This is a genomic window from Mycobacterium sp. NGS41 (assembly GCF_059812725.1).
Genome location: NZ_JCALDF010000028.1, coordinates 15,184 through 40,130, shown reverse-complemented (window position 1 = coordinate 40,130; position 24,947 = coordinate 15,184). Strand labels below are relative to the sequence as shown.

Sequence of the window (24,947 nt, the reverse complement as noted above, 5' to 3'; positions counted from 1 at the left end):
GAGGACCACTGGCTTGGAGGGTTTTGGATGAACAAAGCAGAGCTCATAGATGTGCTCACACAGAAATTGGGCTCGGACCGTCGGCAGGCGACCGCCGCCGTCGAGAATGTCGTCGACACCATTGTGCGTGCGGTGCACAAGGGTGACAGCGTCACCATTACCGGGTTCGGTGTGTTCGAGCAGCGGCGCCGCGCGGCGCGGGTTGCCCGCAATCCCCGTACCGGCGAGACGGTGAAAGTGAAGCCGACTTCCGTCCCGGCGTTCCGGCCGGGTGCTCAATTCAAAGCGGTTGTCTCTGGGGCACAAAAACTTCCGTCGGAAGGACCTGCTGTGAAGCGTGGCGTCGCAACAAGCGCAGCCAAGAAGACCGCCAAGAAGGCGCCGGCCAGGAAGGCCGCGAAGTCCACGGCCCGGAAGGCTGCAAGCAAGGCTCCGGCCAAGAAGGCCGCGAAGTCCACGGCCCGGAAGGCTGCAAGCAAGGCTCCGGCCAAGAAGGCCGCGAGCAAGGCACCGGCCAAGAAGGCCAGCAAGGCTCCGGCTAAGAAGGCCGCCAGCAAGTCGACGGCCCGGAAGACGGCGAGCAAGGCTCCGGCCAAGAAGGCTGCGGCAAAGAGGTCGGCCAGCAAGGCACCTGCCAAGAAGGCGACCGCACGGCGGGGCCGCAAGTAACGCAGTAAGTCTCAGGCACAGATACCCTTCGGGTGGCAAGCGCCCCCGAAGGGTATCTGCGTGTTAGGTCGGCTCCTTCACGCCCAGTGCACCGCCGATGTGGTCGGCTGACACCAGGCGGCCCGCGGCCAGTGACAGCACCCAGGTACTGCCCTTGTGGTTGCGGGATTTGTCGGCACGTATCCCGTCGCGCTCACACCACCACGCGATCAGGTCCGGAATCACCTTGCCCTGCGAGCAGATCACCGGTGTGCCCGACCGTTCGGCGATCTGCAGCATCCGGTTTCGGGCGCGTTTGGGGTTCTTGGCGTAAGCCTCCTCGGTAAGGCTCGGCTCGTTTTCGATAGGCACACCCAGTTCGGCGGCGAGGGGTTCCAGCGTCTGGTGGCAGCGCACCCGGTCGGCCGCAAAGGCGTCGGTGGCGCCAAACGCCAGCAGCTGCGCAACCAGCGCCTCGGCCTGTGCACGTCCCTTCTTGTCCAGCGGTCGTTTAGTGTCATCGCCTTTGTAGCGTGCTTTGCTGCCCGCTGTTCCATGCCGGACCACCAGCACGGTATGCGTGTCGACCGGTTGTTTGCCAAACCGGCGCAAGACCTTTCGATCCTGCGGATAGTCGAGCTTCTTCATCGCATCGGCGAACGGCAGCCAGACCAACTCGTCGACCTCGTTACCGGGGACGAAGTTCCCGCCGGTGCTGCGCGCCGCCCAGTAGCACACCTTCTTGACGCCTCCAGCGGGTGAGGCGATCGGATAAGTCACCGTGGTCAGCCGCCGGCCAAGTACGGCACGGTGACCGGTCTCCTCGAATATCTCGCGCGCCGCGGCCACCGCAGACGTCTCGCCGGGGTCCACTTTGCCCTTGGGCAGCGACCAGTCGTCGTATCGGGGCCGGTGGATCACCGCGATTTCAGTGGCTTCCTTGGCGGTCTTGGCGGTGTTCTTGGCCGATTTGGTCGGCGCGGGTCGCCACAACACCGCGCCCGCGGCGCAGACGATCCGATTCCCCGAGCGCCGGCGGCTGGACGAGTTCTGGGGCGACACCTCAACTCCTGCAGGTCAATTCGGGCAAGGGCAATGTGCTCTTGGATGTGGCGATATGGCCTGATAACGGCGGTGTCAGGGGCTGCGGTGTCGCTCCATCAGCGATACCTGGTGGTCGCGCACGTTCTCGCCTTCCTGCGGCGCGGCGGTCCACTGTCCGTCGGACCCGAGCTCCCAGCACCGGGTGGCGGGGTCCAACGCCGACTCGAACAACTCGTCCAGTTGGGCGGTGAGTCTCGGGTCTTTGACTTGCGCCATCACCTCGACCCGACGGTCCAGATTGCGGTGCATCATGTCGGCGCTCCCGATCCAGAACTCGTCGATGGCATTGAAGTGGATGATTCGCGAGTGTTCCAGGAAGCGGCCAAGAATCGAGCGGACGACAATGTTCTCGGAAAAGCCTTCGGTGCCGGGGCGCAGTGCGCAGATGCCGCGCACCACGATCTCGACCCGCACACCTTCCTGCGATGCGCGATACAGTGCGTCGATAACCTGTTCGTCGACAAGCGCGTTCATCTTCAGCCGAATCCGCCCCTTGCCGTTTGCCCGGTGCGCGGCAACCTCCTGCTCGACACGTTCGATGATGCCCGTGCGAATGCCTTGCGGGGCTACCAAAAGATTGCGGTAAGCCAACTTACGCGAATAGCCCGTCAGCGAATTGAACAAGTCGGTCAGGTCGGCACCGATGTCGGGCGCGGCCGTCAGCAAACCGACGTCCTCGTACAGCCGAGCGGTCTTGCCGTTGTAGTTGCCGGTCCCGATGTGGCAGTAGCGCCGGATCGTCGGTCCCTCGCGGCGCACCACCAGGCACGTCTTGCAATGTGTTTTGAGTCCGACGAATCCGTATACGACGTGCACGCCCGCCTGCTCGAGCTCACGCGCCCAACGGATATTGGCCTGTTCGTCGAAGCGCGCCTTGATCTCGACCAGTGCCACGACTTGTTTTCCGGCTTCCGCGGCGTCGATGAGCGCTCTGACAATCGGCGAGTCACCGGAGGTGCGGTATAGCGTCTGTTTGATCGCCAGCACGTTGGGATCGAGGGCGGCCTGCTCGATGAATCGCTGCACGCTGGTGGAGAACGAGTCATACGGATGGTGAACCAGCACATCGCCTTCGCGCAGCGTCGCGAAGATGCTCTTGGGTGTTTCGCCTTCGGCGAAGGCGGGATGGGTGGCGGGAATGAACGTCCGGTCTTTGAGGGCCGGCCGGTCCAGGCCGTAGATCTGCCACAACGACGACAAGTCCAGCAGTCCGGGCACTTCGATGACATCCCCGGGATCCACGTCGAGCTCGCGCAGCAGTAACTCGAGCATGCTCTCGGTCATGTCGTCGGCGACCTCGATTCGCACTGGCGAGCCGAACCGGCGTCGCGCCAATTCCCGCTCCAGCGCCTGCAGCAGGTCTTCGTCGCGGTCCTCCTCGACCTCGAAATCGGCGTTGCGGGTAATGCGAAAGGCGTGATGCTCGACAATCTCCATGCCTGGAAACAGCACCGGGAGGAAGGCCGCGATCAATTCCTCCATCGGCAGGAATCGCACTTCGACTCGATCCTCGCCGTCATCAGCGCTATCCCGGGCCTCCAACTCGACGAAGCGATCGACGTTGTCGGGCACCTTGACCCGGGCGAAGTGCTGGCCGCCGTCGTCGGGTTGCCTGACGGTGATTGCCAGGTTCAGGCTCAGCCCGCTCACAAACGGGAAGGGGTGGGCGGGGTCGACCGCAAGCGGTGTCAGGACCGGGAAGACCTGCTCGTTGAAATACGTCGACAATTGGTCGCGCTCAGCCGGATCCAGATCCTCCCACGTGACGATCGAGATGCCCTCCTCGCCGAGCGCCGGCAGCACCGAATCCAGGAAGACCCGCGCGTGCCGGCTGGCGATGTGCTGTGTCTGTTCACCGATGCGGCGCAATTGCTCACGCGGGGTCAGACCGTCGGCGGACCGCACCGATAGACCCATCTGGTCGCGGCGTTTCAGGCCGGCCACCCGGACCATGTAGAACTCGTCGAGATTGGACGCGAAGATCGCCAGGAACTTCGCTCGCTCGAGCAACGGCAGTGAGTTGTCGTCGGCCAGCGCGAGCACCCGCGCGTTGAAGTCCAGCCAGCTCAGTTCGCGGTTGAGGTAGCGGTCTTCTGGCAGTTGGTCGGTGATCGCCGCGGGAGTGGCGGCCGGTGGTGCTGCCAGGGCCGAGTCGCCGGGCGACCACAGGCTCTCGTCGGGCCGCACCTCAGCTTCGATTTCAGTCACCCTGCGATCATTGCTCATCACCCATCGGTGCGGCCAGCGGTCGAACGACATCCATCGGACGTTGTTTGCCGTTCACCGGCTGGCCAGGTGCCGGACGGTCAATGCTGTGCGACGGCGCGCGCGGTTGCGGGCCCGACGCCGAGCCGGCGGGCGGCCGCGAGGTCGGCGGGTGTGTCGACGTCACATCGCAGTCCGGGCCAGGCGCCGGTGAGCTCGATGGCGCCCGAACGGCGATGCCGCGCCGACGAATCCGGCCCGAACTGCGGATCGAGTGCGGTGCCGAACGCGCAGAGCGCCGAGGTGCCGGTGCCCAGCCGGTCGGCGACGAAGCTGCGCCGGTGGTGGCGTGCCGCCGCGATCGCCTCGTGCAGCTCCTGCGTCTGTAGGGCGGGCAGATCACCTTGCAGCACAACGAAATTGGCAGACGAGCCGGAGACCGCGCCTTCCGCGGCGGCGATGGCGTGGTTGAGCGGGTCGCGATGCCCCTCGGGCGTCGGGTCGGTCAGCACCTCGGCGCCGAGGTCGGCTGCGGCGGCCGCCGCGGCTTCGTCGGGCGTGACGACGGTGATCGAGCGCAGTGATCGAACGCGTGAGGCCGCGGTCAGCGTGTCGATCAACATTGCCAGCACCACGTTCTCCCGGGTACGCGCCGAGAACACCGGTGCCAGCCTCGTCTTGGCGGCGGCCAATCGCTTGACGGCGATGATCAACGCGATATCGCTTGCACCATCGGCCTGTGTGCCGCTCATGAGGTCATCCTGCCAGCGGCGCCGTTCGTCCCCCGCGAGTGTCACGCTAGCGTGATCCAGACAGCGGAGCGTCACGCCAGCGTGACGACCGGCGACGAGACCCGGGAGCGTGTATGGCCGTTGCGGTGATGGGCGCCGGTGCGTGGGGCACCGCGCTGGCCCGGGTGCTGGCTGAGGCCGGCGGGCCAGAGACCCAGGTCATCCTGTGGGCGCGCCGCCCTGAGGTCGCCGAGCAGATCAACACCACCCGATACAACCCCGGCTACCTGCCCGGCGCGCTGCTGCCAGCGAGCATCCGTGCCACCACTGACGCCGAGGAGGCGCTGCACGGCGCGACGACGGTGTTGCTGGGCGTGCCCGCGCAGACGATGCGCAGCAATCTCGAGCAGTGGGCTCGGCTGTTGCCGCATGGCGCGACCCTGGTCAGTCTGGCCAAGGGCATCGAGTTGGACACGCTGATGCGGATGAGTCAGGTCATCGTTTCGGTGACCGATGTGGACCCGAGTCAGGTCGCGGTGATCTCCGGACCGAACCTGGCCACCGAGATCGCCCAGCGCCAGCCCGCCGCCACCGTCGTCGCGTGCAGCGACTCCGGTCGGGCGGTCGCCGTGCAACGCATGCTGAACAGCGGGTACTTCCGGCCGTACACCAACGCCGACGTCGTCGGCACCGAGATCGGCGGGGCGTGCAAGAACGTCATCGCACTGGCGTGCGGGATGGCGGCCGGCGTCGGCCTCGGCGAGAACACCGCGGCCGCGATCATCACCCGGGGCCTGGCGGAGATCATGCGGCTCGGCATAGCGCTCGGGGCCAAGGGCGCGACCTTGGCCGGACTGGCCGGAGTCGGCGACCTGGTAGCCACGTGCACCTCCCCGTATTCACGCAACCGTTCGCTGGGCGAACGCCTGGGCCGGCGTGAGAATGTGCAGGAGGCGTTGCAAGCTCGCCCCAATGGCGGGGACGGGCATGTCGTCGAGGGGGTGACGTCGTCTCAGTCGGTGCTCGCGCTGGCGTCCAGCTACGACGTCGAGATGCCACTTACCGACGCCGTGCACCGGGTCTGCCACAAGGGGCTGTCGGTCGACGAGGCGGTGGCGCTACTGCTGGGGCGCAGCACAAAGCCCGAATGAGCAACTGGTGGGGCGTTCAGCGCATCGCTTCCGTGGCCGGGGCGGACAAGCGCGAGTAGGCGCGCCACGAGCGCACAGTTAACGGCAAAAACCCCCGGTAGCGCCCTACCCGGTAGCCTCTGTAGGTTGTGACCGCATCCGAGACGCCCCCGACGTCGCGCGACCGGCGCGTGCGCGTGGCTGTCGTGTTCGGCGGTCGCAGCAACGAGCACGCCATTTCGTGTGTGTCCGCGGGCAGCATTCTGCGCAATCTCGACCCGGAGCGCTTCGACGTGATCGCGGTGGGCATCACCCCGGAAGGTTCCTGGGTGCTCACCGACGGCAACCCGAGTGCGCTGGCCATCACCAACCGGGAGCTGCCCGCTGTGACCTCCGAGTCGGGCACCGAGCTGGCGCTGCCAGCCGATCCCCGCCGCAGTGGTCAGTTGGTGTCGTTGACGTCGACGCCGGCCGCCGCCGGTCAAACGGCAGGCGAGGTGCTGACGTCGGTCGACGTGGTCTTCCCGGTGCTGCACGGGCCCTACGGCGAGGACGGCACCATCCAGGGGCTGCTCGAGCTGGCCGGTGTGCCCTACGTCGGCGCTGGTGTGCTGGCCAGCGCCGCGGGCATGGACAAAGAATTCACCAAGAAGCTGCTGGTCGCCGATGGGCTTCCGGTTGGTCCGCATGTGGTGTTGCGCCCGTCGCGGCCGACGCTGCATCCCGAGGAGTGCGAGCGGCTGGGCTTGCCGGTCTTCGTCAAACCCGCCCGGGGTGGCTCGTCGATCGGCGTGAGCCGGGTGTCGAGCTGGGATCAGCTGCCCGCCGCGATTGCCGGCGCTCGTCGCCATGACCCGAAAGTGATCGTCGAAGCGGCAATCAGCGGCCGCGAGCTGGAGTGCGGCGTTCTCGAAATGCCGGACGGCACAGTGGAAGCCAGCACGCTGGGCGAGATCCGGGTGGCCGGGGTGCGTGGACGCGAGGACGCGTTCTACGACTTCGCGACCAAATATCTGGACGAGGCAGCCGAATTGGACGTGCCCGCCAAGGTCGACGATGACGTTGCCGACGCGGTGCGGCAGTTGGCGGTACGGGCGTTTCGGGCGATCGACTGCCAGGGCCTGGCCCGGGTGGATTTCTTCCTCACCGACGAGGGACCGGTGATCAACGAGATCAACACGATGCCCGGCTTCACCACCATCTCGATGTACCCGCGGATGTGGGCGGCCAGCGGTGTCGACTACCCAACGCTGTTGACCACCATGGTGGAAACGGCGCTGGCTCGCGGCGTGGGACTGCGGTAATTTGGGTCGCTAACGCGCGGGCGCCGGGTCGATAGGGACCGCGCCGACGGTGTGATCGATCACGTCGGAGAGCTCCTGGATCGGCGTTGGTCCGGAGCCCGACGGCAGCGTCAACGCCAGGTACACCGGCCGATCCACCGTGTACCAGGTGGATCTACTCGCGTCGGCTTCCGGCTGCGCTTTCACCTGGAACCACTGCACCCGGTCGACCACCTGGATTGGGGAACCCACCACGAAGTCGGCCGGACGGTCCAGCCCGCAGCGCAGCACAACCGGCTCGCTGTCCGGGCCGGCCCGCCAAGCCGCGGCCCCTTCGGGTGCAGGTTGCGCCAAGGTCGCGCGCTCAAAGCGCCCGAGCCGCTGCGGCAGCGCAGCCGTCACGGCTTTACATGCGGGAGCGGAGGCCTGCGGCGCGACGACGCCGGGAAGGGCAACGGGCTGTGGTGGTGCCTCACGGCGCGCGGCGATGACCAGGATGACGCCGATCGCCGTCACGCCCAGCAACACCGCGGCGATGATCAGCGCGCGTGGCGGACCGTCTGAATCGGTATGCGGTGTCATCGGGCCTGTCACCTGCGTGGCTACCTCGGACTCTCATACACTGGCGCCGTCTGCCCGGGCGGGCGGGCATCCAACTTACCCGAGGTCGGGGGCGTGGAGGTGGCGTGCGCGACGACACAGCACGGGAGTCTTCGACGCTGCAGCAGCTCGGTGAGTTCGCCGTGATCCAGCGGTTGACGCGGGGCCGCCGACAACCCGACGCGGTGCTGCTGGGTCCCGGCGACGACGCGGCGGTGGTTGCTGCCAACGACGGGCGTGCCGTCGTGTCGACCGATGTGCTGGTGCAGGATCGGCACTTTCGGCTGGACTGGTCGACACCTCACGACGTCGGCCGCAAGGCGATCGCGCAGAATGCCGCCGACATCGAGGCGATAGGCGGACGGGCCACCGCGTTCGTGGTGGGCTTCGGGGCGCCGGGCGACACGCCGGCGGCGCAGGTGGATGCGCTGGCCGACGGGATGTGGGACGAGGCGGAGCGGATCGGCGCCGGCATCGTGGGCGGTGATCTGGTCAGCTGCCCGCAGTGGGTGCTGTCAGTGACCGTCCTGGGCGAGCTCGACGGCCGCGCGCCGGTGCTGCGGTCCGGGGCGAAAGCCGGGTCGTTGCTTGCCGTCACCGGCGAGCTGGGCCGTTCGGCTGCCGGTTATGCGTTGTGGCGCAACGGGATTGAACAGTTCGACGATCTGCGGCAACGCCACCTGGTGCCGCAACCGCCCTACGGCCAGGGAGCGGTGGCCGCCACCGCCGGAGCCGAGGCGATGATCGACGTGTCCGACGGTCTGATTGGCGACCTGCGGCATGTCGCCGAGGCTTCCGGAGTAGGCATCGACCTGTCCGCGGCGGCGCTGGCGGCAGACCGCGACGCACTGGCAGCGGCGGCTGAGGTGGTGGGCGCGGACCCGTGGGGATGGGTGCTGGGTGGCGGCGAAGACCACGCCCTGGTGGCCTGTTTCGGCAGTTCGGCGCCTGACGGGTGGCGTGTCATCGGACGCGTGCTCGACGGTCCGGCCCGGGTCCTCGTCGACGGCGAGGTGTGGGGAGGGCATGCGGGCTGGCAGTCCTTTTAAGGGGTAGCGAGATCCCGAGCGTGCGCAGAATGCCAGTCCACACGGAGTGTCGCTGTACAGACACGCACGCTCGCGGGCGAAAACCCCGACATCGGGGTGGCTTAGGGTGGGCCCGTGACCGTCTACGCGATCGCGCAGCTGAGATTCACTGACCGGGCAGCTTACGACCGGTACCAGGCGAAGTTCATGGAAGTCTTCCGTCGTCACCCGGGAACACTGCTGGCGGCCGACGAGTCGCCTCAGGTCATCGAGGGTCAGTGGGACCGCGAGAAGGTGGTGGTGATGTCGTTTCCCGACGAGGCCGCGTTCGACGGCTGGGCGCAATCGGCGGAGTACCAGGACATCTCGAAGGATCGCCACGCGGGCGCCGACACGGTGGTGCTGCTGGTCAAGGGTTTGCAGTGACCGCGCGGCCGCTGAGTGAACTCGTCGAACCCGGCTGGGCGGCGGCACTCGAGCCGGCCGCCGGCCAGGTCGCCCAGATGGGGCAGTTTCTGCGGGACGAGCTGGCGGCCGGGCGCAGATATCTGCCGGCGGGCCCGAACGTTTTGCGCGCCTTCACTTTCCCGTTCGACCAAGTCCGGGTGCTGATCGTCGGGCAAGACCCCTACCCGACTCCGGGACATGCTGTGGGCCTTAGCTTCTCGGTTGCTCCCGAGGTGCGGCCGCTGCCCCGCAGTCTGGCCAACATCTTCGACGAGTACAGCGCCGACCTGGGCTACCCCCAGCCGATGTGCGGGGACCTGACGCCCTGGGCGCAGCGCGGTGTGCTGCTGTTGAACAGGGTGCTCACGGTGCGCCCCAGCAATCCGGCGTCGCATCGGGGCAAGGGCTGGGAAGCGGTCACCGAGTGCGCGATCCGGGCGCTGGCCGCGCGCGCAGAGCCGATGGTGGCGATTTTGTGGGGGCGTGACGCGTCGACGCTCAAGCCCATGTTGGCCGCGGGCAAGTGCGTCGCCATCGAGTCGCCGCACCCGTCGCCGTTGTCGGCGTCGCGCGGGTTTTTCGGGTCGCGTCCGTTCAGTCGTGCCAACGAGCTGCTCGCAGGGATGGGTGCGGACCCTATCGACTGGCGCCTGCCCTGAATCTGTGCCGAGCAGACGCAAAAGCACCCGCACGCACGGCGTGTCGGGTGCTTTTGCGTCTGCTCGCGGCGGGTTAGCGCGGGGCGACGACGCCGTTGTCGTAGGCGTAGACGATCGCCGCGGCGCGATCGCGCAGGTCCAGCTTTACGAAGATCCGGCCGATGTGGCTCTTAACGGTGACCCCCGAGATGCACAGTTCGTCTGCGATCTCGTTGTTGGAGAGGCCTTTTCCGATCAGGGTGAGTACGTCCAGCTCGCGGGCGGTCAGCCCGGCGATGTCGTTTCCGTGCTTTTCCAGCGGGGTGTGGACCGCCTTGCGGTAGGTGCTGAGCACGCGTGAGGTCACCGCGGGGTCCAGGTAGCTGTCGCCGCGCGCGACGGCCCGAACCGCGCGGATCAGCTCCTCGGCAGAAGAGTCCTTGAGCACAAAGCCCGCCGCCCCCGCGCGCAGCGCGCCGGAGAGCAGCTCGTCCTCGTTGAACGTCGTCAGTGCCAGCACCGGCGGCGTCCCACCCAGCCTCCGCGTCGCCTCGATGCCGTCGACTCGCCGCATTCGCAGGTCCATCACCACGACATCGGGTTGGTGCCGGGCAACGGCGTCAGGCACCTCGTCGCCGTCGGCGCATTCGGCGACGATGGTGAAACCGTCTTTGCGGCGCAGGATTCGGCGCAGCCCGGAGCGCACCAGGTCCTGGTCGTCGACGAGCAGCACGGCGATATCAGGCGTTTCCTCGGTCATGCGGGTCATGTCGAATGACACCACCAGGGGCGCCATCCGGTGTTGCCCTCCTCCAGCGGTATTTCGGCGTTCACCGACCACCCGTCATGACTCGGCCCGGCCTCGATGGCCCCGCCGAGCAGCTCGACGCGCTGGCGCATGCCGCGCAGCCCGCGACCCTCCGGGGAGTCGGCGGCCGCAACGGTGGCCGGGAGCTGATTGTTGATGGCGAGCTTCGCTGATGCCGTCGAAATATCCAGCACCACTGCAGATCTGGAATCGGGTGCGTGCTTGGCGATGTTGGCCAACGACTCCTGGGTGATCCGGTACAGGGCGAGGCCGACCGCGGCCGAGACGCGGCTGGTGGGGCCGTCGATGCGCAGCGCGACGGCCAGGCCTGCCCGTGCGAAATCCTCGACAAGAACACCGATGTCGTCGATGCCGGGTTCGGGTGCGGTCTGCGCGGCTTTCCTTAAGCCGTTCGAGGGCCCCGAGTCCAGTAGGCCGACGGTACGGCGAATGTCGGCCATCGCCTGGCGGCCGAGCCGCTCGGCCTGCTCCAGCGCCTCGATGGCGTCGTCGACGTCGCGATCCTGCTGTAGCGCCCGCCGCGCGCCGGTCATGTGCAGCAGTGTGACGGAAAGCGAGTGGGCGATCACGTCGTGCACTTCGCGCGCGATACGCCGTCGCTCATCGGCCGCGGCATGCTCGGCTAACGCTTCCTGCGCCTGGATCTGTTCGGCCAGCAGCATCCGTTGGGTGTGCATCAGGTAGCCGATCAGCCAGCCGCCCGCGACGAACAACAGATACAGCGCCACCACATCCAGCCGGTGCAGCCCAGCGGCGGTGAGCAGCAGCGCGGTTGCCGACACCGCGGCCAGGAACCCGCCGACACCGGAGGTCAACGTACCTACGACGCCGACCATCAGCACCAGCAGCGCCGGCGCGAAATCGGCGCGTATAGGGGTTGATGTGGCGAACAGCATCACCGCCGTGGCCGTCGACCAGGTGACCCACATCAACGCGGGGCGGAACTTCATGTTGAAGAAGAAGAACGCCAGCAGCGGAGACACCGCGATCGCGGACGCGAGCAGGACGGCGGGCAGATCCGACGAAGGTCGTTGCAGTACCGCGATCGCCCCGCCGAACAGCAAAAGGCCGTCGGTGATGATCACGAACGGCCAGGTGATCCCGACCGGGATCCGCTCACCCCGTTGGCGCAGCCTCTCTCGCAGATAGCCCGTCGCGGCACGCAACATCGTCCAATCCTAAAAGAGCCGCGTGCCCGTCCACATCATGCTGGGGTCCATATCGGCCTCATACCGTGGTAGGAGACAAAGACCGAACCTCGGCACGACGCGCGGCAGCGGTCCGCATTCCTAACGTTTCGGCTATGACATGGAAACTTCTGCACGAGCGCATGGCCTTCATGGCCGAAATGATCCAGGCCGCCGAGATCGACCCAGATGCGGCGCTTGATTTGGCCGACAAGGCATCCGAGGTGTCCCGGCTGTTCGGCGACGAGGAGGGGCTGCTGCTCTCGCTGCGACAGCGTTGGCTGACGATGCTGTACGCGAGGCTGGATCAGGCGGAGTACGACGGCCTTACGGACAAAGAGGCGATGGCCGAGCTGGCCGTCGCGAATCCCGGACTGCGCGCGCTGTTGGACGCAGCTTCCCGACGATCACTGCGGCTGCGTGCGCTATCTCACGTCGACCACCGGGTCGTGGGTCTCTTCGACGGATCGACGAGCGATCGGCTGACCGTTGCGTGACCAGAAGACACGGCGATATGCGATCCTGGTCATCGGCCTCTGGGTTCTCGCGGCGGCCGTCGGCAATCTGGCTGTGCCGCAACTGGAGCGAGTCGTCGACTCGCACTCCCGGTCCTTCATGCCTCCCCACGCGCCCAGCTCGATCGCCGCCAACCGCGCCGCCCAGCTGTTCGGCCAAACTCCGAGCAACAACTTCATTTTCGTGGTGCTGGAACGAAACGCACCGCTGACATCGCAAGACCGCAAGTTCTACGACGCGCTGACGGCCGCGCTGGAATCCGATCGCCGTCATGTGTATTCGGTGACGGACCTGTGGTCGCAGCCCGCGACCGCCGCCGGTGCTCAGAGTCGCGACGGGCATGCGGTCAGCGTCATGGTCCGGCTCGCCGGCATGCTCGGCACCTCCCAAGCGCGCGATTCGGTGAATTTCGTGCGCAATACCGTCACCGCGCTGTCGCCACCGGCGGGTCTGCAAGCTCGTGTCACCGGACCCGGCGCCACGATCGTCGACGAATTCGCCGCCATCGACCGGCAGATGCTGTCGATCACCGCGGCAACGGTCGCCCTGATCCTGATGCTGCTGCTGGTGGTGTACCGGTCGCCGATCGCCGCTGCGGTCCCGCTGCTATCGGTCGGTCTGGCCCTGGCCGTAGCGCGTTCCGTCGTTGCGGCACTTGGGTTGTCCGGCACGGTTGAGGTGTCGCTGTTCTCGGTGGCGCTGATGGCGGCGATGACGCTGGGTGCGGGCACCGACTACGCGATCTTTCTCGTCGGCCGCTACCAGGAGGGCCGGCGCCGCGGTGTGGTGCCGGCGCAGGCGTTGAGCGACGCCTACCGCGCCGTCGCACCCGTGATCATCGGATCGGCACTGACGGTGTCGGTGGCGCTGGCCTGCCTGGGCTTCGCCGAGGTGGGGATGTTTCGTAGCGCCGGAATACCCTGCGCCGTGGGAATTCTCGTGACAATGGCGGCGGCGTTGACGCTGACGCCCGCGCTTATGGGACTGGCGGCGCAACGCGGAATGCTCGAACCGCGACCATCGAAGACGGCGCGGCGCTGGCGGCGCGTCGGAGCCGCGGTGGCGCGGTGGCCGGGGCCGGTCCTGATCACCGCCGGCGCGCTTATTCTGCTGGTGGCGCTGCCACTGGCGGGGCTTCGGGTCGGCTGGAATGAGCCGGCGGCCACACCTTCTGACGCCGAATCCAGCCGTGGCTATGCGGCCACCGATCGGCACTTCGCGGCCAACACACTGCTGCCCGACGTCATCACGATTGAGGCCGACCACGACCTGCGCAACCCGGCAGGGCTTATCGCGATCGAGCGGATCACCCGCCAGATCATGGCTGTTCCGGGTGTGCGGTTGGTGCAGTCGGCGAGCCGCCCGGACGGTAGGGTGCCCGAACAGGCGACGCTGAGCTACCAAGCCGGGACGCTCGGTCGTCAGTTCGGCGAGGCGGTCGACTCGTTGACCCAACGGCTGAGCCGGATCTCCGAACTGGACAGCGCGTTGGCGCAAACCCAGGCGGCGGTAAACCAACTCGGCAGCGGCCTGCGCGGCGGCAGCGTGGGACTGGCCGACATGTCCGCAGCCGCAACCGATATGCGCAGCGGTCTCGACGGGGTGCAGCGCACGGTCACCACGGTGTCGAGCTACCTGGACCCACTGCGGGACTTTGTCACCCGGACTCCGGACTGCGCCGCGAATCCGTTGTGCGAAACGGTCAATCGGGTACTGGAACCCGTCGACGGTCTGCTGCAGACCTCGACGCGCCTCGGTGACGGCGCCGCCAAGCTCACCGGCGGGTCGAACACGGCCGCCCAGGCGCTGGCGGGCATGCCGCAGGCCGTCGCATCGATGAACGCCGCACTGGCGCAAGCACGTTCGGCCACCCACGACTTGCTGGGGCTCAATGACACCATCGGGCCGCAGCTGCGCCAGCTGACCGACTACCTCACCGAGATCGACGCACAGTTCCAGGGCAGCGCCGCCTCGGGCTTCTACCTGCCGCAGCGAGCGCTCTCTGACCCGCGCTACATCGCCGTGCTGCACAACCTGGTTTCCGCGAACGGACGTGCCACCTATCTGCTTGTCTACGGCGATGGTGACGAGTGGGGAAGTGACGGCGCCAAACGGGCAGAGCAGGTGCGCGTCGCGATCAAGGAGGCCACCAAGGAGGGGACACTGACCCCGACGGGAGTCGACCTGGCCGGCGTCGGACCCGCGACAGCCGACCTGCAGCGCTCCGTCGCCCGCGACACGGCACTGCTGGTGGGAGCGGCGCTGGTACTGATTTTCCTGATCGTCATGACGATGCTGCGCAGCCCGGTTGCCGGATTGGTTGTCGTGGGTACCGTCGTCGCGTCCTACGCGTCGGCGCTGGGGGCCAACGTGCTGATCTGGCAGTACCTGTTACATCAGCCGCTGCACTGGGCGGTGGCGCCGATCGCCTTCATTGCGTTGATCGCCGTCGGCGCGGACTACAACCTGCTGTTGGCGCTGCGGATCAAACAGGAAGCGGAGGCGGGCCTGAAGACGGGCATCATTCGTGCCTTCGGCGGGACGGGCGGCGTGGTCACCACCGCGGGCATCGTCTTCGGGATCACCATGCTGGCGCTGCTGGCCAGTAGCGTGCTCAGCATCGCCCAAGTCGGCACCACCATCGCGGTCGGTCTGTTGATCGACACCCTCGTGGTGCGGGCGCTGGTCGTGCCGTCCATCGTGGCGCTGCTGGGCCGGTGGTTCTGGTGGCCGCGTCGCGTGACGGTGAAACGTACGGCGCGGGCCGAACCGCTTAGCCATACTGAGCCAGCAGCCTTGCTCGACGCTGCCGGTACAGCCAGCCGTTGACCGAAGCGAACTCGTCGTCGCGAGACTGAAAATACGCAGACCCGCCCCGGCGTGTCTTGTGTGTGGTTGCAGTGTCGCGGGTGTCGGTCGCGGTGTGACGGCCGATAGGTCAGCCGCGGACGACCTTGCCGGCCTTGATGCAGGATGTGCAGACGTTGAGCCGCTTCTTGTTGCCGCCGGGCCGCGTCACGACGTGCACGGTCTGAACGTTGGGGTCCCACCGGCGGCTGGTGCGGCGGTGGGAGTGCGACACCGACTTGCCGAAGCCGGGGCCTTTCCCGCAGATATCGCACACAGCGGCCATTCTGAGCTCCTCAAATCTCTGGGGTCCGGCAATATCGGACAAGCTCTGCCGGGACAGCCCGGACCTGCCGGGCCGTCCCAGGATAGCCGGGGCCGGGCGCAACCACCAAAACGATCCACCGCCGCAGATGCGTCATGGCCTGTGCTGTCGGGGTCGCTGGTTAGGCTCAATGCGCTGGGCTGGAGCGTAGGAAGGGAGGTCAGCAGTGGGCAGTTGCGCCGGACAAGATCGTCCGCTGGACGCATCCGCGCTGCGTGACTGGGCGCATACCGCCGTCAGCGACCTGATCACCCATATCGACGAGATCAACCGGCTCAACGTCTTCCCGGTCGCTGACGCCGACACGGGCGCCAACCTGCTGTTCACCATGCGTTCCGCGCTGGCCGAGGCCAATGCGGGCTCAGAGGGCGGCCACGGCGACGTCACCCGGGTCGCGGCCGCCCTGTCCACCGGCGCGCTCAACGGCGCCCGCGGCAACTCCGGGGTCATTCTGTCCCAGATCCTGCGCGGCATCGCCGACGTCACGGCGACGGCGGCCGCGGACCGTGGCGGTGAGCTGCCCGACATCGACGCGGCCATGCTTGGGGCGGCGCTGCGGCGCGGCGTCGAACTGGTCATCGCGTCGATGGGCGGCCAAGAGGTGCCGGGGACCATCGTGTCGGTGTTGCGGGCCGCCGCCAGGGCCGTCGAGGAGTGCGGCACAGACGGAACGGGCCTGGCCCGGGCGGTCACCGCCGCCGGCAATGCGGCGGTCGTGGCGCTGGAGAAGACCACCGAGCAGCTGGACGTGCTCGCCGATGCGGGCGCGGTGGACGCCGGCGGGCGTGGCCTCCTGGTCTTGCTGGACGCGCTGCGCACGACGATCACCGGCCAGGCACCCGCCCGCGACGTGTACGAGCCGTCGCCGCGCGCGCAGGCCGCGGAGGCCGGGGAGGCCGTGGCGCGGCCCGCACCGCAGTTCGAGGTCATGTACCTGCTGGACGGTTGTGACGCCGCAACCGCCGACGCACTGCGCGACCGCCTGGCGGACCTGGGTGAATCCGTGGCCATTGCCGCCGCGGCTTCTTCTTCACAGGCCACCGGCGGCGCTTATTCGGTGCACGTGCACACCGATGACGCGGGCGCGGCCGTCGAAGCCGGATTGGCGGCCGGGCAGCTGAGCCGCATCGTGATTTCGGCCCTGAGTTCCGGCGTCAACGGGGTGCCCGCGGGTGGCTGGACGCGGGAACGGGCGGTGCTGGCCGTCGTCGACGGCGACGGTGCGGCCAACTTGTTCGCTGACGAGGGCGCCTGCGTGCTGCGACCTGGCTCCGACGCCGTCGACCCGGCCACCGATATCAGCGCCCATCAGCTGGTCCGGGCCGTGGTGGACACCGGTGCGGCGCAGGTCATGGTGCTGCCCAATGGCTATGTGGCGGCGGGGGAGCTGGTAGCCGGCTGCACCGCGGCCATCGGCTGGGGTGTGGACGTGGTACCGATCCCGACGGGGTCGATGGTGCAGGGGCTGGCCGCGCTGGCCGTGCACGATCCGGGCCGGCAGGCGGTTGACGACGGCTACACCATGGCCCGCGCGGCGGGTGCCGCCCGGCACGGCTCGGTACGCGTCGCGACCGAGACGGCGCTGACCTGGGCGGGCAGCTGTCAACCTGGTGACGGCCTGGGCATCGCGGGTGACGAGGTGCTGATTGTCGCGGCCGACGTCGCGACGGCTGCGGCCGGTCTGCTCGACCTGCTTTTGGCTTCCGGTGGCGAGCTGGCCACGGTGCTGGTCGGCGCCGACGTGAACGGACAAGAGGGCGCCGACGGCGTCGAGGTCCTGGTCGACATTCTGCAAAAGCACGTGCACGACAATCATCCGGGGACCGAGCTGCTGACCTACTGCACCGGCCATCGCGGTGACGCGCTGCTGATCGGGGTCGAGTAGCCATGGTGTCACTGGGCGATCGGCTGCATTACCTCATCGGCGCCAACGCCGCCGACCCGCTCGACGAGGTGTTCGGCATCCGGACCGTCGACGACCTGCTGCGCCACTACCCGCGCAGCTACGTCGAGGGTGCGGCGGTGCGAGGTGCCGATGACGAACGGCCGGAAGCCGGTGAACACATCACCATCGTCGACGTCATCACCGACGCGGTGACGAAACCGATGAACAAGAACCCGCGGCGGAAATTCCTGCGTATCACCGTCGGCTCCGGCCGCAACAAGGTGACCGCCACGTTCTTCAACGCGGGTTTCATCAGCAAGGAACTCACCAAGGACACCAAGGTGATGCTCTCCGGGGAAGTCGGGTTCTTCAAGGGCGTCATGCAACTCACCCACCCCGCGTTCCTCATCCTCGACTCGCCGGACGGAAAACACCGCGGCACCAGTTCGCTGAAGAACATCGCCGTCGCCTCGGAGAGAAGCAGGGGCGAGTTCGCGATCGAGGACTTCGAACGTCGCTTCTTCCCGATCTACCCGGCCAGCGCCAAACTGCAGAGCTGGGAAATCTACCGGTGCGTGCGCCAAGTGCTCGATATCCTCGATCCGGTCGACGATCCGTTGCCTGCGGACCTGCGCGCCCAGCATCACCTGATGTCCGAAGACGAGGCACTGCGCGCGATCCATCTCGCCGAGAGCGCCGCGGTGCGCCGGCGCGCCCGCGAGCGGCTGACCTTCGACGAGGCCGTCGCCCTGCAGTGGGCGTTGATAGCACGTCGGCACGGCGAACTCTCCGAATCAGGGCCGGAGGCGCCGCGGCGGTCGGACGGTATGGCGGCAGAACTGTTGCGGCGGTTGCCGTTCGAGTTGACAGCGGGGCAGCGAGAAGTGCTCGACGTGCTGTCCGGGGAGCTTGCGGCGATCCGCCCGATGAACCGTCTGCTGCAAGGTGAAGTCGGATCGGGCAAGACGATCGTCGCGGTGCTGGCGATGCTGCAGATGGTCGATGCGGGCTACCAGTGCGCTCTACTGGCGCCGACGGAAGTTCTTGCCGCGCAACATCTCCTGTCGATCAGCGACGTCCTCGGCCCGTTGGCCATGGGCGGCCAGCTGGGCGGCGCTGAAAATGCGGCCCGGGTGGCGTTGCTCAGCGGCTCGATGACGGCCGGCCAGAAGAAGTACCTGCGGGCCGAGATCGCCGCCGGTCAGGTCGACATCGTCATCGGCACCCACGCGCTGTTGCAGGACGCGGTGGAATTCCACAACCTGGGCATGGTGGTCGTCGACGAGCAGCACCGGTTCGGTGTGGAGCAGCGAGACCGATTGCGCGCCAAAGCGCGGGCGGGCATTACCCCGCACCTGCTGGTGATGACGGCCACACCGATACCGCGCACGGTGGCACTTACCTATTACGGGGACCTGGAAACCGCGACGCTGCGCGAACTCCCGCGCGGACGCCAGCCCATCACCACCAAGACGATCTTCGTCAAGGACAAGCCCGCGTGGCTCGACCGGGCCTGGCACCGCATCAACGAAGAGGTCGCCGCGGGACGTCAGGCTTACGTCGTCGCACCCAGGATCGACGAGACCGACGAACCCGGAAGCGCCCAGTCCGGCTTGAGGCCTTCGGAGACCGCCGAAGGGTTGTTCGCCCGATTGCGGTCCGGTCAGCTGGCCAACCTGCGGCTGGGACTCATGCACGGCCGGTTGCCCGCCGACGACAAGGCCGCAGCGATGGCGGCGTTCCGTGCCGGCGAGCTCGACGTGCTGGTGTGCACCACGGTGATCGAGGTGGGCGTCGACGTCCCCAACGCGACGGTCATGTTGGTGATGGACGCTGACCGCTTCGGAGTCAGCCAATTGCATCAGCTGCGCGGCCGCATCGGCCGTGGCGAGCACCCGAGCCTGTGTCTGCTGGCCAGCTGGGTCTCGCCCGGATCGCCGGCGGCCCGCAGGCTGTGCGCGGTCGCCGACACCCTGGACGGGTTTGCCCTCGCCGACCTGGACCTCAAGGAACGCCGCGAGGGAGATGTACTGGGCCGCAACCAATCCGGCAAGCAAATTGTCTTGCGGTTGTTATCGCTGACCGATCACCTGGAAGTCATCCTGGCCGCCCGCGACTTCTGCACGGCGGCCTATGAAGACGCGAATCCGAACTCCGGATTGTCCGTGCTTGCGGCACGATTCGAGAAACCTGACCGCATCGAGTATCTGGACAAGGCATGAGGCACGTCATGAACCGCAAAGTACTGCTGTGGTTGTCGGCAATCGCGGTGCTCGCACTGGTGGTGGCCTATCAGACGCTTGGATCGTCGGCGGCCAGGCACGACAAGGAGTTCGCGGCGCGCGCCGATGTCCCGACGGTGCAGCCCGGTACCGACGTGCTCGCCGGAATCACCGTGCTGCCGCAGCGGCAGCACCGCTACGACTACCGCAGGTCGGCCTATGGCGAAGCGTGGGACGACGACAACGACGCCCCGGGCGGGCACAACGGCTGCGATACCCGCGACGACATCCTCAACCGCGATTTGGTCGACAAGACGTACGTGATCACCAAGCGGTGCCCGGACGCAGTGGCCACCGGCGTACTGCACGATCCGTATACCAACATCACGGTGATGTTCCAGCGCGGCGCCAAGGTCGGCGAATCGGTGCAGATCGACCACATCGTCCCGCTCGCCTACGCCTGGGACATGGGCGCCTATGCCTGGCCGGGACCCCAGCGGCTGCGTTTCGCCAACGATCCGGCCAACCTGCTGGCCGTGCAGGGCCAGGCCAACCAGGACAAGGGCGATTCGCCGCCGGCTCGATGGATGCCGCCGAATCTTGCGTTCGGGTGTCAGTACGCCATGCAGTTCATCGCCGTGCTGCGCGGCTACCAGTTGCCGGTGGAAGAGGCTTCAGCCGACGTGCTGCGTCAGGCCGCTGCCACCTGCCCGCCCGGCTGACCCGTAGCAAGACCGAGATGCATGCTCACTGCATGCTGACTATGCTGGATTCATGTCAGCGATCCAGATCCGGAATGTGCCCGATCAGCTAGTGCACGAACTAAAGGCCCGGGCAGCGGCGCAGCGGATGACCCTCAGCGACTTTTTACTGGCACGATTAGCCGATTTCGCCGCCGAACCAGTCCTCGACGAGGTGCTGGATCGCCTCGCCGCCACGCCTCGGCGCGAACTACTCGTGAGCGCGGCTGAATTGGTGGACGAAGCTCGATCAAAGTGATCGTGCTCGATGCTTCGGCAGCAGTCGAGCTCGTCCTTGCGACGCATCGAGGAGCGGCGGTGGCATCGCGGTTACGGGGTGAAACGGTCCATGCTCCCGCCCACCTCGACGTTCAGGTGGTTGGGGCGATACGGGGGGCCGTGGTGAGACGAGTGATCACCGATCATGAAGGGCTTGTCGCTGTCGCCGATTTCCGGAGCTTGCCCGTCCGACGTTGGCACACGGCGGCGTTCATGCAGCGCGCCTACGAGTTGCGCAGTACGCACACGGTGGCCGACGGCGTGTATGTCGCCCTTGCCGAAGGCCTCGCCGCGCCGCTCATCACCTGCGACGGCCGACTGGCCCAATCCCATGGCCACAACGCGGAGTTGCAGCTGATCGGCTGATCAATACGGCGCTGCTAAGCGCCCTCGTAGGTCTCCGGATCGGGGCGCAACCGGGTGCCGTCGTTCAGACCGTCGATCGCGTCCATGTGCTCTGATGCCAATTCGAAGTCGAAGACGTCGATGTTGCCGGCGATGTGCTCGGGCGTGGCCGACCGGAAGATGACTGCGTTGCCCAGCTGCAGGTTCCAGCGCAGCAATACCTGCGCGGGCGTCTTGCCGTATTCGGCAGCAATCGACGTCACAGTCTCGTTGTCCATCAGCCTGCCGAGTACCAGCGGCGTGTACGACTGCGTAACGACGTTGTGCTGCGCGTTGGCTTTCCGCATCTCGTTCTGGTTGAGCAGCGGGTGCAGCTCGATCTGGTTGACCGCAGGCGTGAAGAAGGCGAGATCGATCACCGTCGTCAAATGATCTTCGGTGAAGTTGGACACGCCGATCGAACGAGCATGCCCGGCCGCGTGGCTCTGGATCAGACCCCCAAACGAATTCACATAGTTGCCCAGCGAGGGTGCCGGCCAGTGAATCAGGTACAGGTCGACGTAGTCGAGGCCGAGCCGCTCCAAGCTGGCCTGGCAGGCCTCTTGAGCACTGGAGAAACCCTGGTCGGCAGTGGCCAACTTGGTGGTGACGAACAACTCCGCGCGCGGAATTCCCGACGCCGCGATGGCGCGGCCGACCGCGGCTTCGTTGCCGTAGACGGCGGCCGTGTCGATAAGCCGGCAGCCGATCTCCAGCGCAGCCGACACCGCGCGTTCGGTCTCGTCGTCGGACAGATCCGCGACGCCCAGGCCAAGCACCGGCATGGTGTTGTCGTCATTGAGGGATATGGAAGGGATAGAGGTGCCAGCGGCGCCCGCCATCAGCTCACCTGCCTGTTGGAATTGAAGGTTCGAGGGTTGGGGCCAAGCCGGGTTCCGAACACGTCGAAGTTGCTCGCAATTCGTGAGGGGTGCACCGACTTGGAGATCACGATATTACCGAGTTGAATATGCCACCTAAGCAACGCCTGCGCAGGTGTCGGCCGCATTCTTCGGCGACGGCCGTGATCGCACCCATCCGGGCCCCAGCCGGATCTTGACAATTTCGGCACCACGTACAGTTGGTCGCGGGCCGCGGCGTCGATATGTCGATAACCGCGTGCAGCGCGGCATTCGCCACCTGCTCGGTGCCTGAGGGTGCGACCTGGGAAGCATCGGGCCCGACAACGGGTATCTAATTACCGTCGTTCAGTGTGACCACGGGATCGAACAGGGGATCAGCCCATGACAAAGACTCTGCCAGGCGCGCCTGACCTCAATCTTGGAGCAAAAGGCACACCTTTGCGGTGGGCGAGCCGATTGCAAGGCAAGGTCACCACCGTCGGCGTCAAGGTGATTCCGTGGATCCCGGCTCCCGCAAAGCGGGTGCTGTCGGGCGGTCGTTCGGTGATTATCGACGGCAACACGCTCGACCCCACGCTTCAACTGACGTTGTCGGGTCTGCGGCTGGCCGGTATCGACGGGCTGGCCGTCGACGACGACCCGGTCGCCTCCCGCGCCCAGATGCGCGAGACGATTTTGGAGCTTCCGGGCCCCCAGATTCACGTCGACGTGCGCGAACTGTCCATACCGGGCCCTGCAGGCGAATCCCATGAGATCGGCGCGCGGCACTACCGTCCCGCCGGTGACGCCCCGGCGCCGCTGCTGGTCTTCTACCACGGCGGCGGCTGGTCAATCGGCGACCTGGACACCCACGACGCGTTGTGCCGGTTAACCTGCCGCGACGCCGGCGTGCATGTGCTGTCGATCGACTACCGACTGGCGCCCGAGCATCCGGCTCCGGCCGCGGTCGACGACGCCTATGCGGCGTTCAAGTGGGCCTACGAGCACGCCGCCGAACTCGGTGCCATCCCGGGGCAGGTCGCGGTCGGCGGAGACAGTGCGGGCGGCAACCTGGCGGCCGTGGTGTGTCTGCTGGCTCGTGACGAGGCCGCTGCACAGGGCGGGCCCGTCCCGGTTTTGCAGTGGCTGCTGTACCCGAGGACCGATTTCACCGCACACACTCGGTCCATGAGCCTGTTCGCCACCGGCTTCCTGCTGACCAAGCGGGACATGGATTGGTTCCATGCTCAATACCTCAGGGGTACCGATCTCGATCCGGCAGATCCGCGCTTTTCGCCGTTACTGGCCGACTCGCTGGACGGGCTGCCGCCGGCGCTGATCGCGGTCGCCGGTTTCGATCCCTTGCGCGACGAGGGCGAGAGCTACGCGGCGGCGTTGCGGGCCGTCGGGACTCCGGTGGACCTGCGGTACCTGGGTTCGCTGACGCATGGCTTCGCCAATCTGTTTCAACTCGGCGGCGGCAGTGCGGAAGGAACCAGCGAGCTGATCTCCGCGCTGCGTGCGCACCTGACCCGGGTGTGACGTGTGCCGCCGGTACGCTAGAGGCGCCGCCGCCCGTGTGCGGTCGGGACAAGCCGACACCGAAGGATCAGCAAACCTGTGGCCGACAAATCGAAACGTCCCCCGCGAATCGACCTGAAGAACCCCGACGGCAAATTCGGCCGGTTGGTCCAGATCGGGGGCACCGCGATAGTGGTGATCTTCGCGGTCGTTCTCGTCTTCTACATCGTGACGTCGAATCATGACAAAAAGAATCCTGCGCCCCCCGTCAACGGCCAGAGCGACACGGTGCGGGTGACGTCGGACAAGCTGGTCAACAAGCCCGGGACCACCGAGCCCAAAGTCGTCATGACCTTCTACGAGGACTTCCTGTGCCCGATATGCGGCGATTTCGAGCATAAGTTCGGGCCGACGGTGAGCAAGCTGATCGACATCGGCGCCATTGCGGCCGATTACTCCATGTTGGCGATTCTCGACCACCCGCCCTTCAACCCCAGCCGGGACTATTCGTCGCGGGCGGGCGCCGCGGCGCGCTGCGTCGCCGACGAGTCCAAGGAAGCGTTCCGCGTTTTTCACTCCGAGCTGTTTGACCCGAATCTCCAGCCCTCCGAGACGGCCCGCAGCTACCCCGACAACAAGTGGCTGATTGAGCGCGCCCGCGAGGCCAGTGTCAACGTCGGACCCGGCTCCAAGGTCGTCGACTGCATCAACAGCGGCAAGTACGTCGACCTGGTCGCCGGGCAGGCGAGACTTGTGGGTGTCGACGGAACTCCGGTGATCAAAATCAACGGCGAGGAATACACGTACACGCGTTCTACGCCGCAGGAGCTGGTTGCCAAGATCAAGGGGATCGTGGGCGATGTGCCGGGCATTGACACGGCCGCCGCCCCTGCGGCGTCGTGACCGCCGCGGTGGCAGCTGAGCCCGGCGAACCTTCCGCCGCGGTGCCAGTTGCTGCCCGTGAAGCGCAGGTGCCCGCGCCCAGCGCCTGGGCTGTGCTGATCGCGGGAGTCGTCGGCTTGGTGGCTTCGATGACGCTCACGGTCGAAAAGATCGACATTCTGATCAACCCGTCGTACCGGCCGTCGTGCAACCTGAACCCCATCCTCTCGTGCGGGTCGGTGATGAAAACGCCGCAGGCGTCGTTACTGGGGTTCCCCAACCCGCTGCTCGGCATCATCGCCTTCACCGTGGTGCTGGTCACCGGTGTGCTGGCGGTCTCGAAAGTCGCTTTGCCCCAGTGGTATTGGGTCGGGCTGTTGGTCGGGACCCTGATCGGTGCGGGGTTCGTCCATTGGTTGATCTTCCAGAGTCTGTACCGCATCGGGGCGTTGTGCCCGTACTGCATGGTGGTCTGGGTGGTGACCATCTCGCTGCTGGTGGTGACCGCGTCGATCGTGGCGCGTCCGATGCTCCAAGGCCGGAGCACAGTGGTGCGCGTGTTCTACCAATGGCGATGGTCGATTGCCACGCTGTGGTTCACCGCGGTGTTCCTGCTGATCATGGTGCAGTTCTGGAACTATTGGTCGACACTTATTTAGTTCGGGTGTCGCTGA

24 protein-coding genes and 1 pseudogene are annotated in these 24,947 nt (G+C 66.8%); 16 read left to right on the top strand and 9 right to left on the bottom strand.

What is annotated here, in order from left to right; genetic code table 11:
* Positions 1-27 precede the first annotated feature (27 nt).
* The gene (locus tag AC5Y21_RS20795) at positions 28-669 is read left to right on the top strand and encodes an HU family DNA-binding protein (protein ID WP_499915090.1); all 642 of its coding nucleotides are present in this window, start codon (positions 28-30) and stop codon (positions 667-669) included.
* Positions 670-732: 63 nt separating this feature from the next.
* Here the strand turns inward: AC5Y21_RS20795 and mutT1 are convergent, their stop codons facing one another.
* The 3 genes from mutT1 to cofC form a co-directional block, all read right to left on the bottom strand.
* Positions 733-1,710, bottom strand: coding sequence for an 8-oxo-(d)GTP phosphatase MutT1 (gene mutT1, locus AC5Y21_RS20790; protein WP_499915089.1), 978 nt, complete (start codon positions 1,708-1,710; stop codon positions 733-735).
* A gap of 75 nt (positions 1,711-1,785) precedes the next feature.
* Positions 1,786-3,981 carry an RNA degradosome polyphosphate kinase gene (locus tag AC5Y21_RS20785; RefSeq protein ID WP_499915115.1) on the bottom strand — a complete coding sequence of 732 codons (2,196 nt, stop codon included), beginning with the start codon at positions 3,979-3,981 and terminating at the stop codon, positions 1,786-1,788.
* A gap of 77 nt (positions 3,982-4,058) precedes the next feature.
* Positions 4,059-4,709: a 2-phospho-L-lactate guanylyltransferase gene (cofC, locus tag AC5Y21_RS20780; RefSeq protein ID WP_499915088.1), complete on the bottom strand. Its 651-nt coding sequence runs from the start codon at positions 4,707-4,709 to the stop codon at positions 4,059-4,061.
* Between the two features lie 113 nt (positions 4,710-4,822).
* Between cofC and AC5Y21_RS20775 the strand changes: the two genes are divergently transcribed.
* Together AC5Y21_RS20775 and AC5Y21_RS20770 are read left to right on the top strand one after the other, a co-directional pair.
* Positions 4,823-5,839 carry an NAD(P)H-dependent glycerol-3-phosphate dehydrogenase gene (locus AC5Y21_RS20775; RefSeq protein ID WP_499915087.1) on the top strand — a complete coding sequence of 339 codons (1,017 nt, stop codon included), beginning with the start codon at positions 4,823-4,825 and terminating at the stop codon, positions 5,837-5,839.
* 128 nt (positions 5,840-5,967) lie between these two features.
* The gene (locus AC5Y21_RS20770; RefSeq protein ID WP_499915086.1) at positions 5,968-7,122 is read left to right on the top strand and encodes a D-alanine--D-alanine ligase family protein; all 1,155 of its coding nucleotides are present in this window, start codon (positions 5,968-5,970) and stop codon (positions 7,120-7,122) included.
* A gap of 9 nt (positions 7,123-7,131) precedes the next feature.
* On the opposite strand, the gene AC5Y21_RS20765 is transcribed toward AC5Y21_RS20770, so the two are convergent.
* Entirely contained in the window at positions 7,132-7,683 is a 552-nt protein-coding gene (locus tag AC5Y21_RS20765; RefSeq protein WP_499915085.1) for a DUF3515 domain-containing protein, read from the bottom strand.
* A gap of 104 nt (positions 7,684-7,787) precedes the next feature.
* Here AC5Y21_RS20765 and AC5Y21_RS20760 point away from each other — a divergent pair, with 104 nt between their 5' ends.
* The 3 genes from AC5Y21_RS20760 to AC5Y21_RS20750 all read left to right on the top strand — a co-directional run bounded on the left by AC5Y21_RS20760 (position 7,788) and on the right by AC5Y21_RS20750 (position 9,835).
* Positions 7,788-8,750 (top strand): thiamine-phosphate kinase, encoded by a 963-nt coding sequence (locus AC5Y21_RS20760; RefSeq protein ID WP_499915084.1) that lies wholly within the window; start codon positions 7,788-7,790, stop codon positions 8,748-8,750.
* Positions 8,751-8,864: 114 nt separating this feature from the next.
* Positions 8,865-9,155: a DUF1330 domain-containing protein gene (locus tag AC5Y21_RS20755; protein ID WP_499915083.1), complete on the top strand. Its 291-nt coding sequence runs from the start codon at positions 8,865-8,867 to the stop codon at positions 9,153-9,155.
* Positions 9,152-9,835 carry a uracil-DNA glycosylase gene (locus tag AC5Y21_RS20750; RefSeq protein WP_499915082.1) on the top strand — a complete coding sequence of 228 codons (684 nt, stop codon included), beginning with the start codon at positions 9,152-9,154 and terminating at the stop codon, positions 9,833-9,835. The genes AC5Y21_RS20755 and AC5Y21_RS20750 overlap by 4 nt, the downstream gene beginning before the upstream one ends.
* Before the next feature lie 73 nt (positions 9,836-9,908).
* Here AC5Y21_RS20750 and AC5Y21_RS20745 read toward each other — a convergent pair whose 3' ends face one another.
* Together AC5Y21_RS20745 and AC5Y21_RS20740 are read right to left on the bottom strand one after the other, a co-directional pair.
* The gene (locus AC5Y21_RS20745) at positions 9,909-10,574 is read right to left on the bottom strand and encodes a response regulator transcription factor (RefSeq protein ID WP_499915114.1); all 666 of its coding nucleotides are present in this window, start codon (positions 10,572-10,574) and stop codon (positions 9,909-9,911) included.
* 5 nt (positions 10,575-10,579) lie between these two features.
* Positions 10,580-11,812 (bottom strand): sensor histidine kinase, encoded by a 1,233-nt coding sequence (locus tag AC5Y21_RS20740; protein ID WP_499915081.1) that lies wholly within the window; start codon positions 11,810-11,812, stop codon positions 10,580-10,582.
* Between the two features lie 134 nt (positions 11,813-11,946).
* On the opposite strand from AC5Y21_RS20740, the gene AC5Y21_RS20735 reads away from it, so the two are divergent.
* Positions 11,947-12,327 (top strand): hypothetical protein, encoded by a 381-nt coding sequence (locus AC5Y21_RS20735; protein WP_499915080.1) that lies wholly within the window; start codon positions 11,947-11,949, stop codon positions 12,325-12,327.
* Complete coding sequence (locus AC5Y21_RS20730; RefSeq protein WP_499915079.1) at positions 12,320-15,175, top strand: MMPL/RND family transporter; 2,856 nt, start codon at positions 12,320-12,322, stop codon at positions 15,173-15,175. Before AC5Y21_RS20735 ends, AC5Y21_RS20730 begins: the two co-directional genes overlap by 8 nt.
* Positions 15,176-15,284: 109 nt before the next feature.
* On the opposite strand, the gene rpmB is transcribed toward AC5Y21_RS20730, so the two are convergent.
* Positions 15,285-15,479: a 50S ribosomal protein L28 gene (rpmB, locus tag AC5Y21_RS20725; protein WP_066930307.1), complete on the bottom strand. Its 195-nt coding sequence runs from the start codon at positions 15,477-15,479 to the stop codon at positions 15,285-15,287.
* Positions 15,480-15,714: 235 nt separating this feature from the next.
* Between rpmB and AC5Y21_RS20720 the strand changes: the two genes are divergently transcribed.
* Genes AC5Y21_RS20720 through AC5Y21_RS20700 form a run of 5 tightly spaced genes read left to right on the top strand, consistent with a single transcriptional unit; the run spans position 15,715 to position 21,010 of the window.
* A complete protein-coding gene (locus tag AC5Y21_RS20720; protein WP_499915113.1) occupies positions 15,715-17,403 on the top strand; it encodes a DAK2 domain-containing protein in 1,689 nt (562 codons plus the stop codon).
* 2 nt (positions 17,404-17,405) lie between these two features.
* Entirely contained in the window at positions 17,406-19,625 is a 2,220-nt protein-coding gene (gene recG, locus AC5Y21_RS20715; protein WP_499915078.1) for an ATP-dependent DNA helicase RecG, read from the top strand.
* Between the two features lie 8 nt (positions 19,626-19,633).
* Positions 19,634-20,347, top strand: coding sequence for an HNH endonuclease family protein (locus AC5Y21_RS20710; RefSeq protein WP_499915077.1), 714 nt, complete (start codon positions 19,634-19,636; stop codon positions 20,345-20,347).
* A gap of 52 nt (positions 20,348-20,399) precedes the next feature.
* Positions 20,400-20,624, top strand: a complete 225-nt coding sequence (locus tag AC5Y21_RS20705) for a FitA-like ribbon-helix-helix domain-containing protein (protein WP_499915076.1) — start codon at positions 20,400-20,402, stop codon at positions 20,622-20,624.
* Positions 20,621-21,010: a type II toxin-antitoxin system VapC family toxin gene (locus AC5Y21_RS20700; protein WP_499915075.1), complete on the top strand. Its 390-nt coding sequence runs from the start codon at positions 20,621-20,623 to the stop codon at positions 21,008-21,010. The genes AC5Y21_RS20705 and AC5Y21_RS20700 overlap by 4 nt, the downstream gene beginning before the upstream one ends.
* A 14-nt stretch (positions 21,011-21,024) precedes the next feature.
* Here AC5Y21_RS20700 and AC5Y21_RS20695 read toward each other — a convergent pair whose 3' ends face one another.
* The gene (locus AC5Y21_RS20695; RefSeq protein ID WP_499915074.1) at positions 21,025-21,870 is read right to left on the bottom strand and encodes an aldo/keto reductase; all 846 of its coding nucleotides are present in this window, start codon (positions 21,868-21,870) and stop codon (positions 21,025-21,027) included.
* Positions 21,870-22,057, bottom strand: a pseudogene (locus AC5Y21_RS20690) (aldo/keto reductase); the annotation flags it as partial. The pseudogene AC5Y21_RS20690 and the gene AC5Y21_RS20695, both read right to left, overlap by 1 nt.
* 215 nt (positions 22,058-22,272) lie before the next feature.
* On the opposite strand from AC5Y21_RS20690, the gene AC5Y21_RS20685 reads away from it, so the two are divergent.
* The 3 genes from AC5Y21_RS20685 (at position 22,273) to AC5Y21_RS20675 (ending at position 24,932) form a co-directional block, all read left to right on the top strand.
* Positions 22,273-23,412: an alpha/beta hydrolase gene (locus tag AC5Y21_RS20685; RefSeq protein ID WP_499915073.1), complete on the top strand. Its 1,140-nt coding sequence runs from the start codon at positions 22,273-22,275 to the stop codon at positions 23,410-23,412.
* Positions 23,413-23,490: 78 nt separating this feature from the next.
* Positions 23,491-24,294: a DsbA family protein gene (locus AC5Y21_RS20680; protein WP_499915072.1), complete on the top strand. Its 804-nt coding sequence runs from the start codon at positions 23,491-23,493 to the stop codon at positions 24,292-24,294.
* A complete protein-coding gene (locus tag AC5Y21_RS20675) occupies positions 24,291-24,932 on the top strand; it encodes a vitamin K epoxide reductase family protein (RefSeq protein ID WP_499915071.1) in 642 nt (213 codons plus the stop codon). Before AC5Y21_RS20680 ends, AC5Y21_RS20675 begins: the two co-directional genes overlap by 4 nt.
* Positions 24,933-24,947 lie beyond the last annotated feature (15 nt).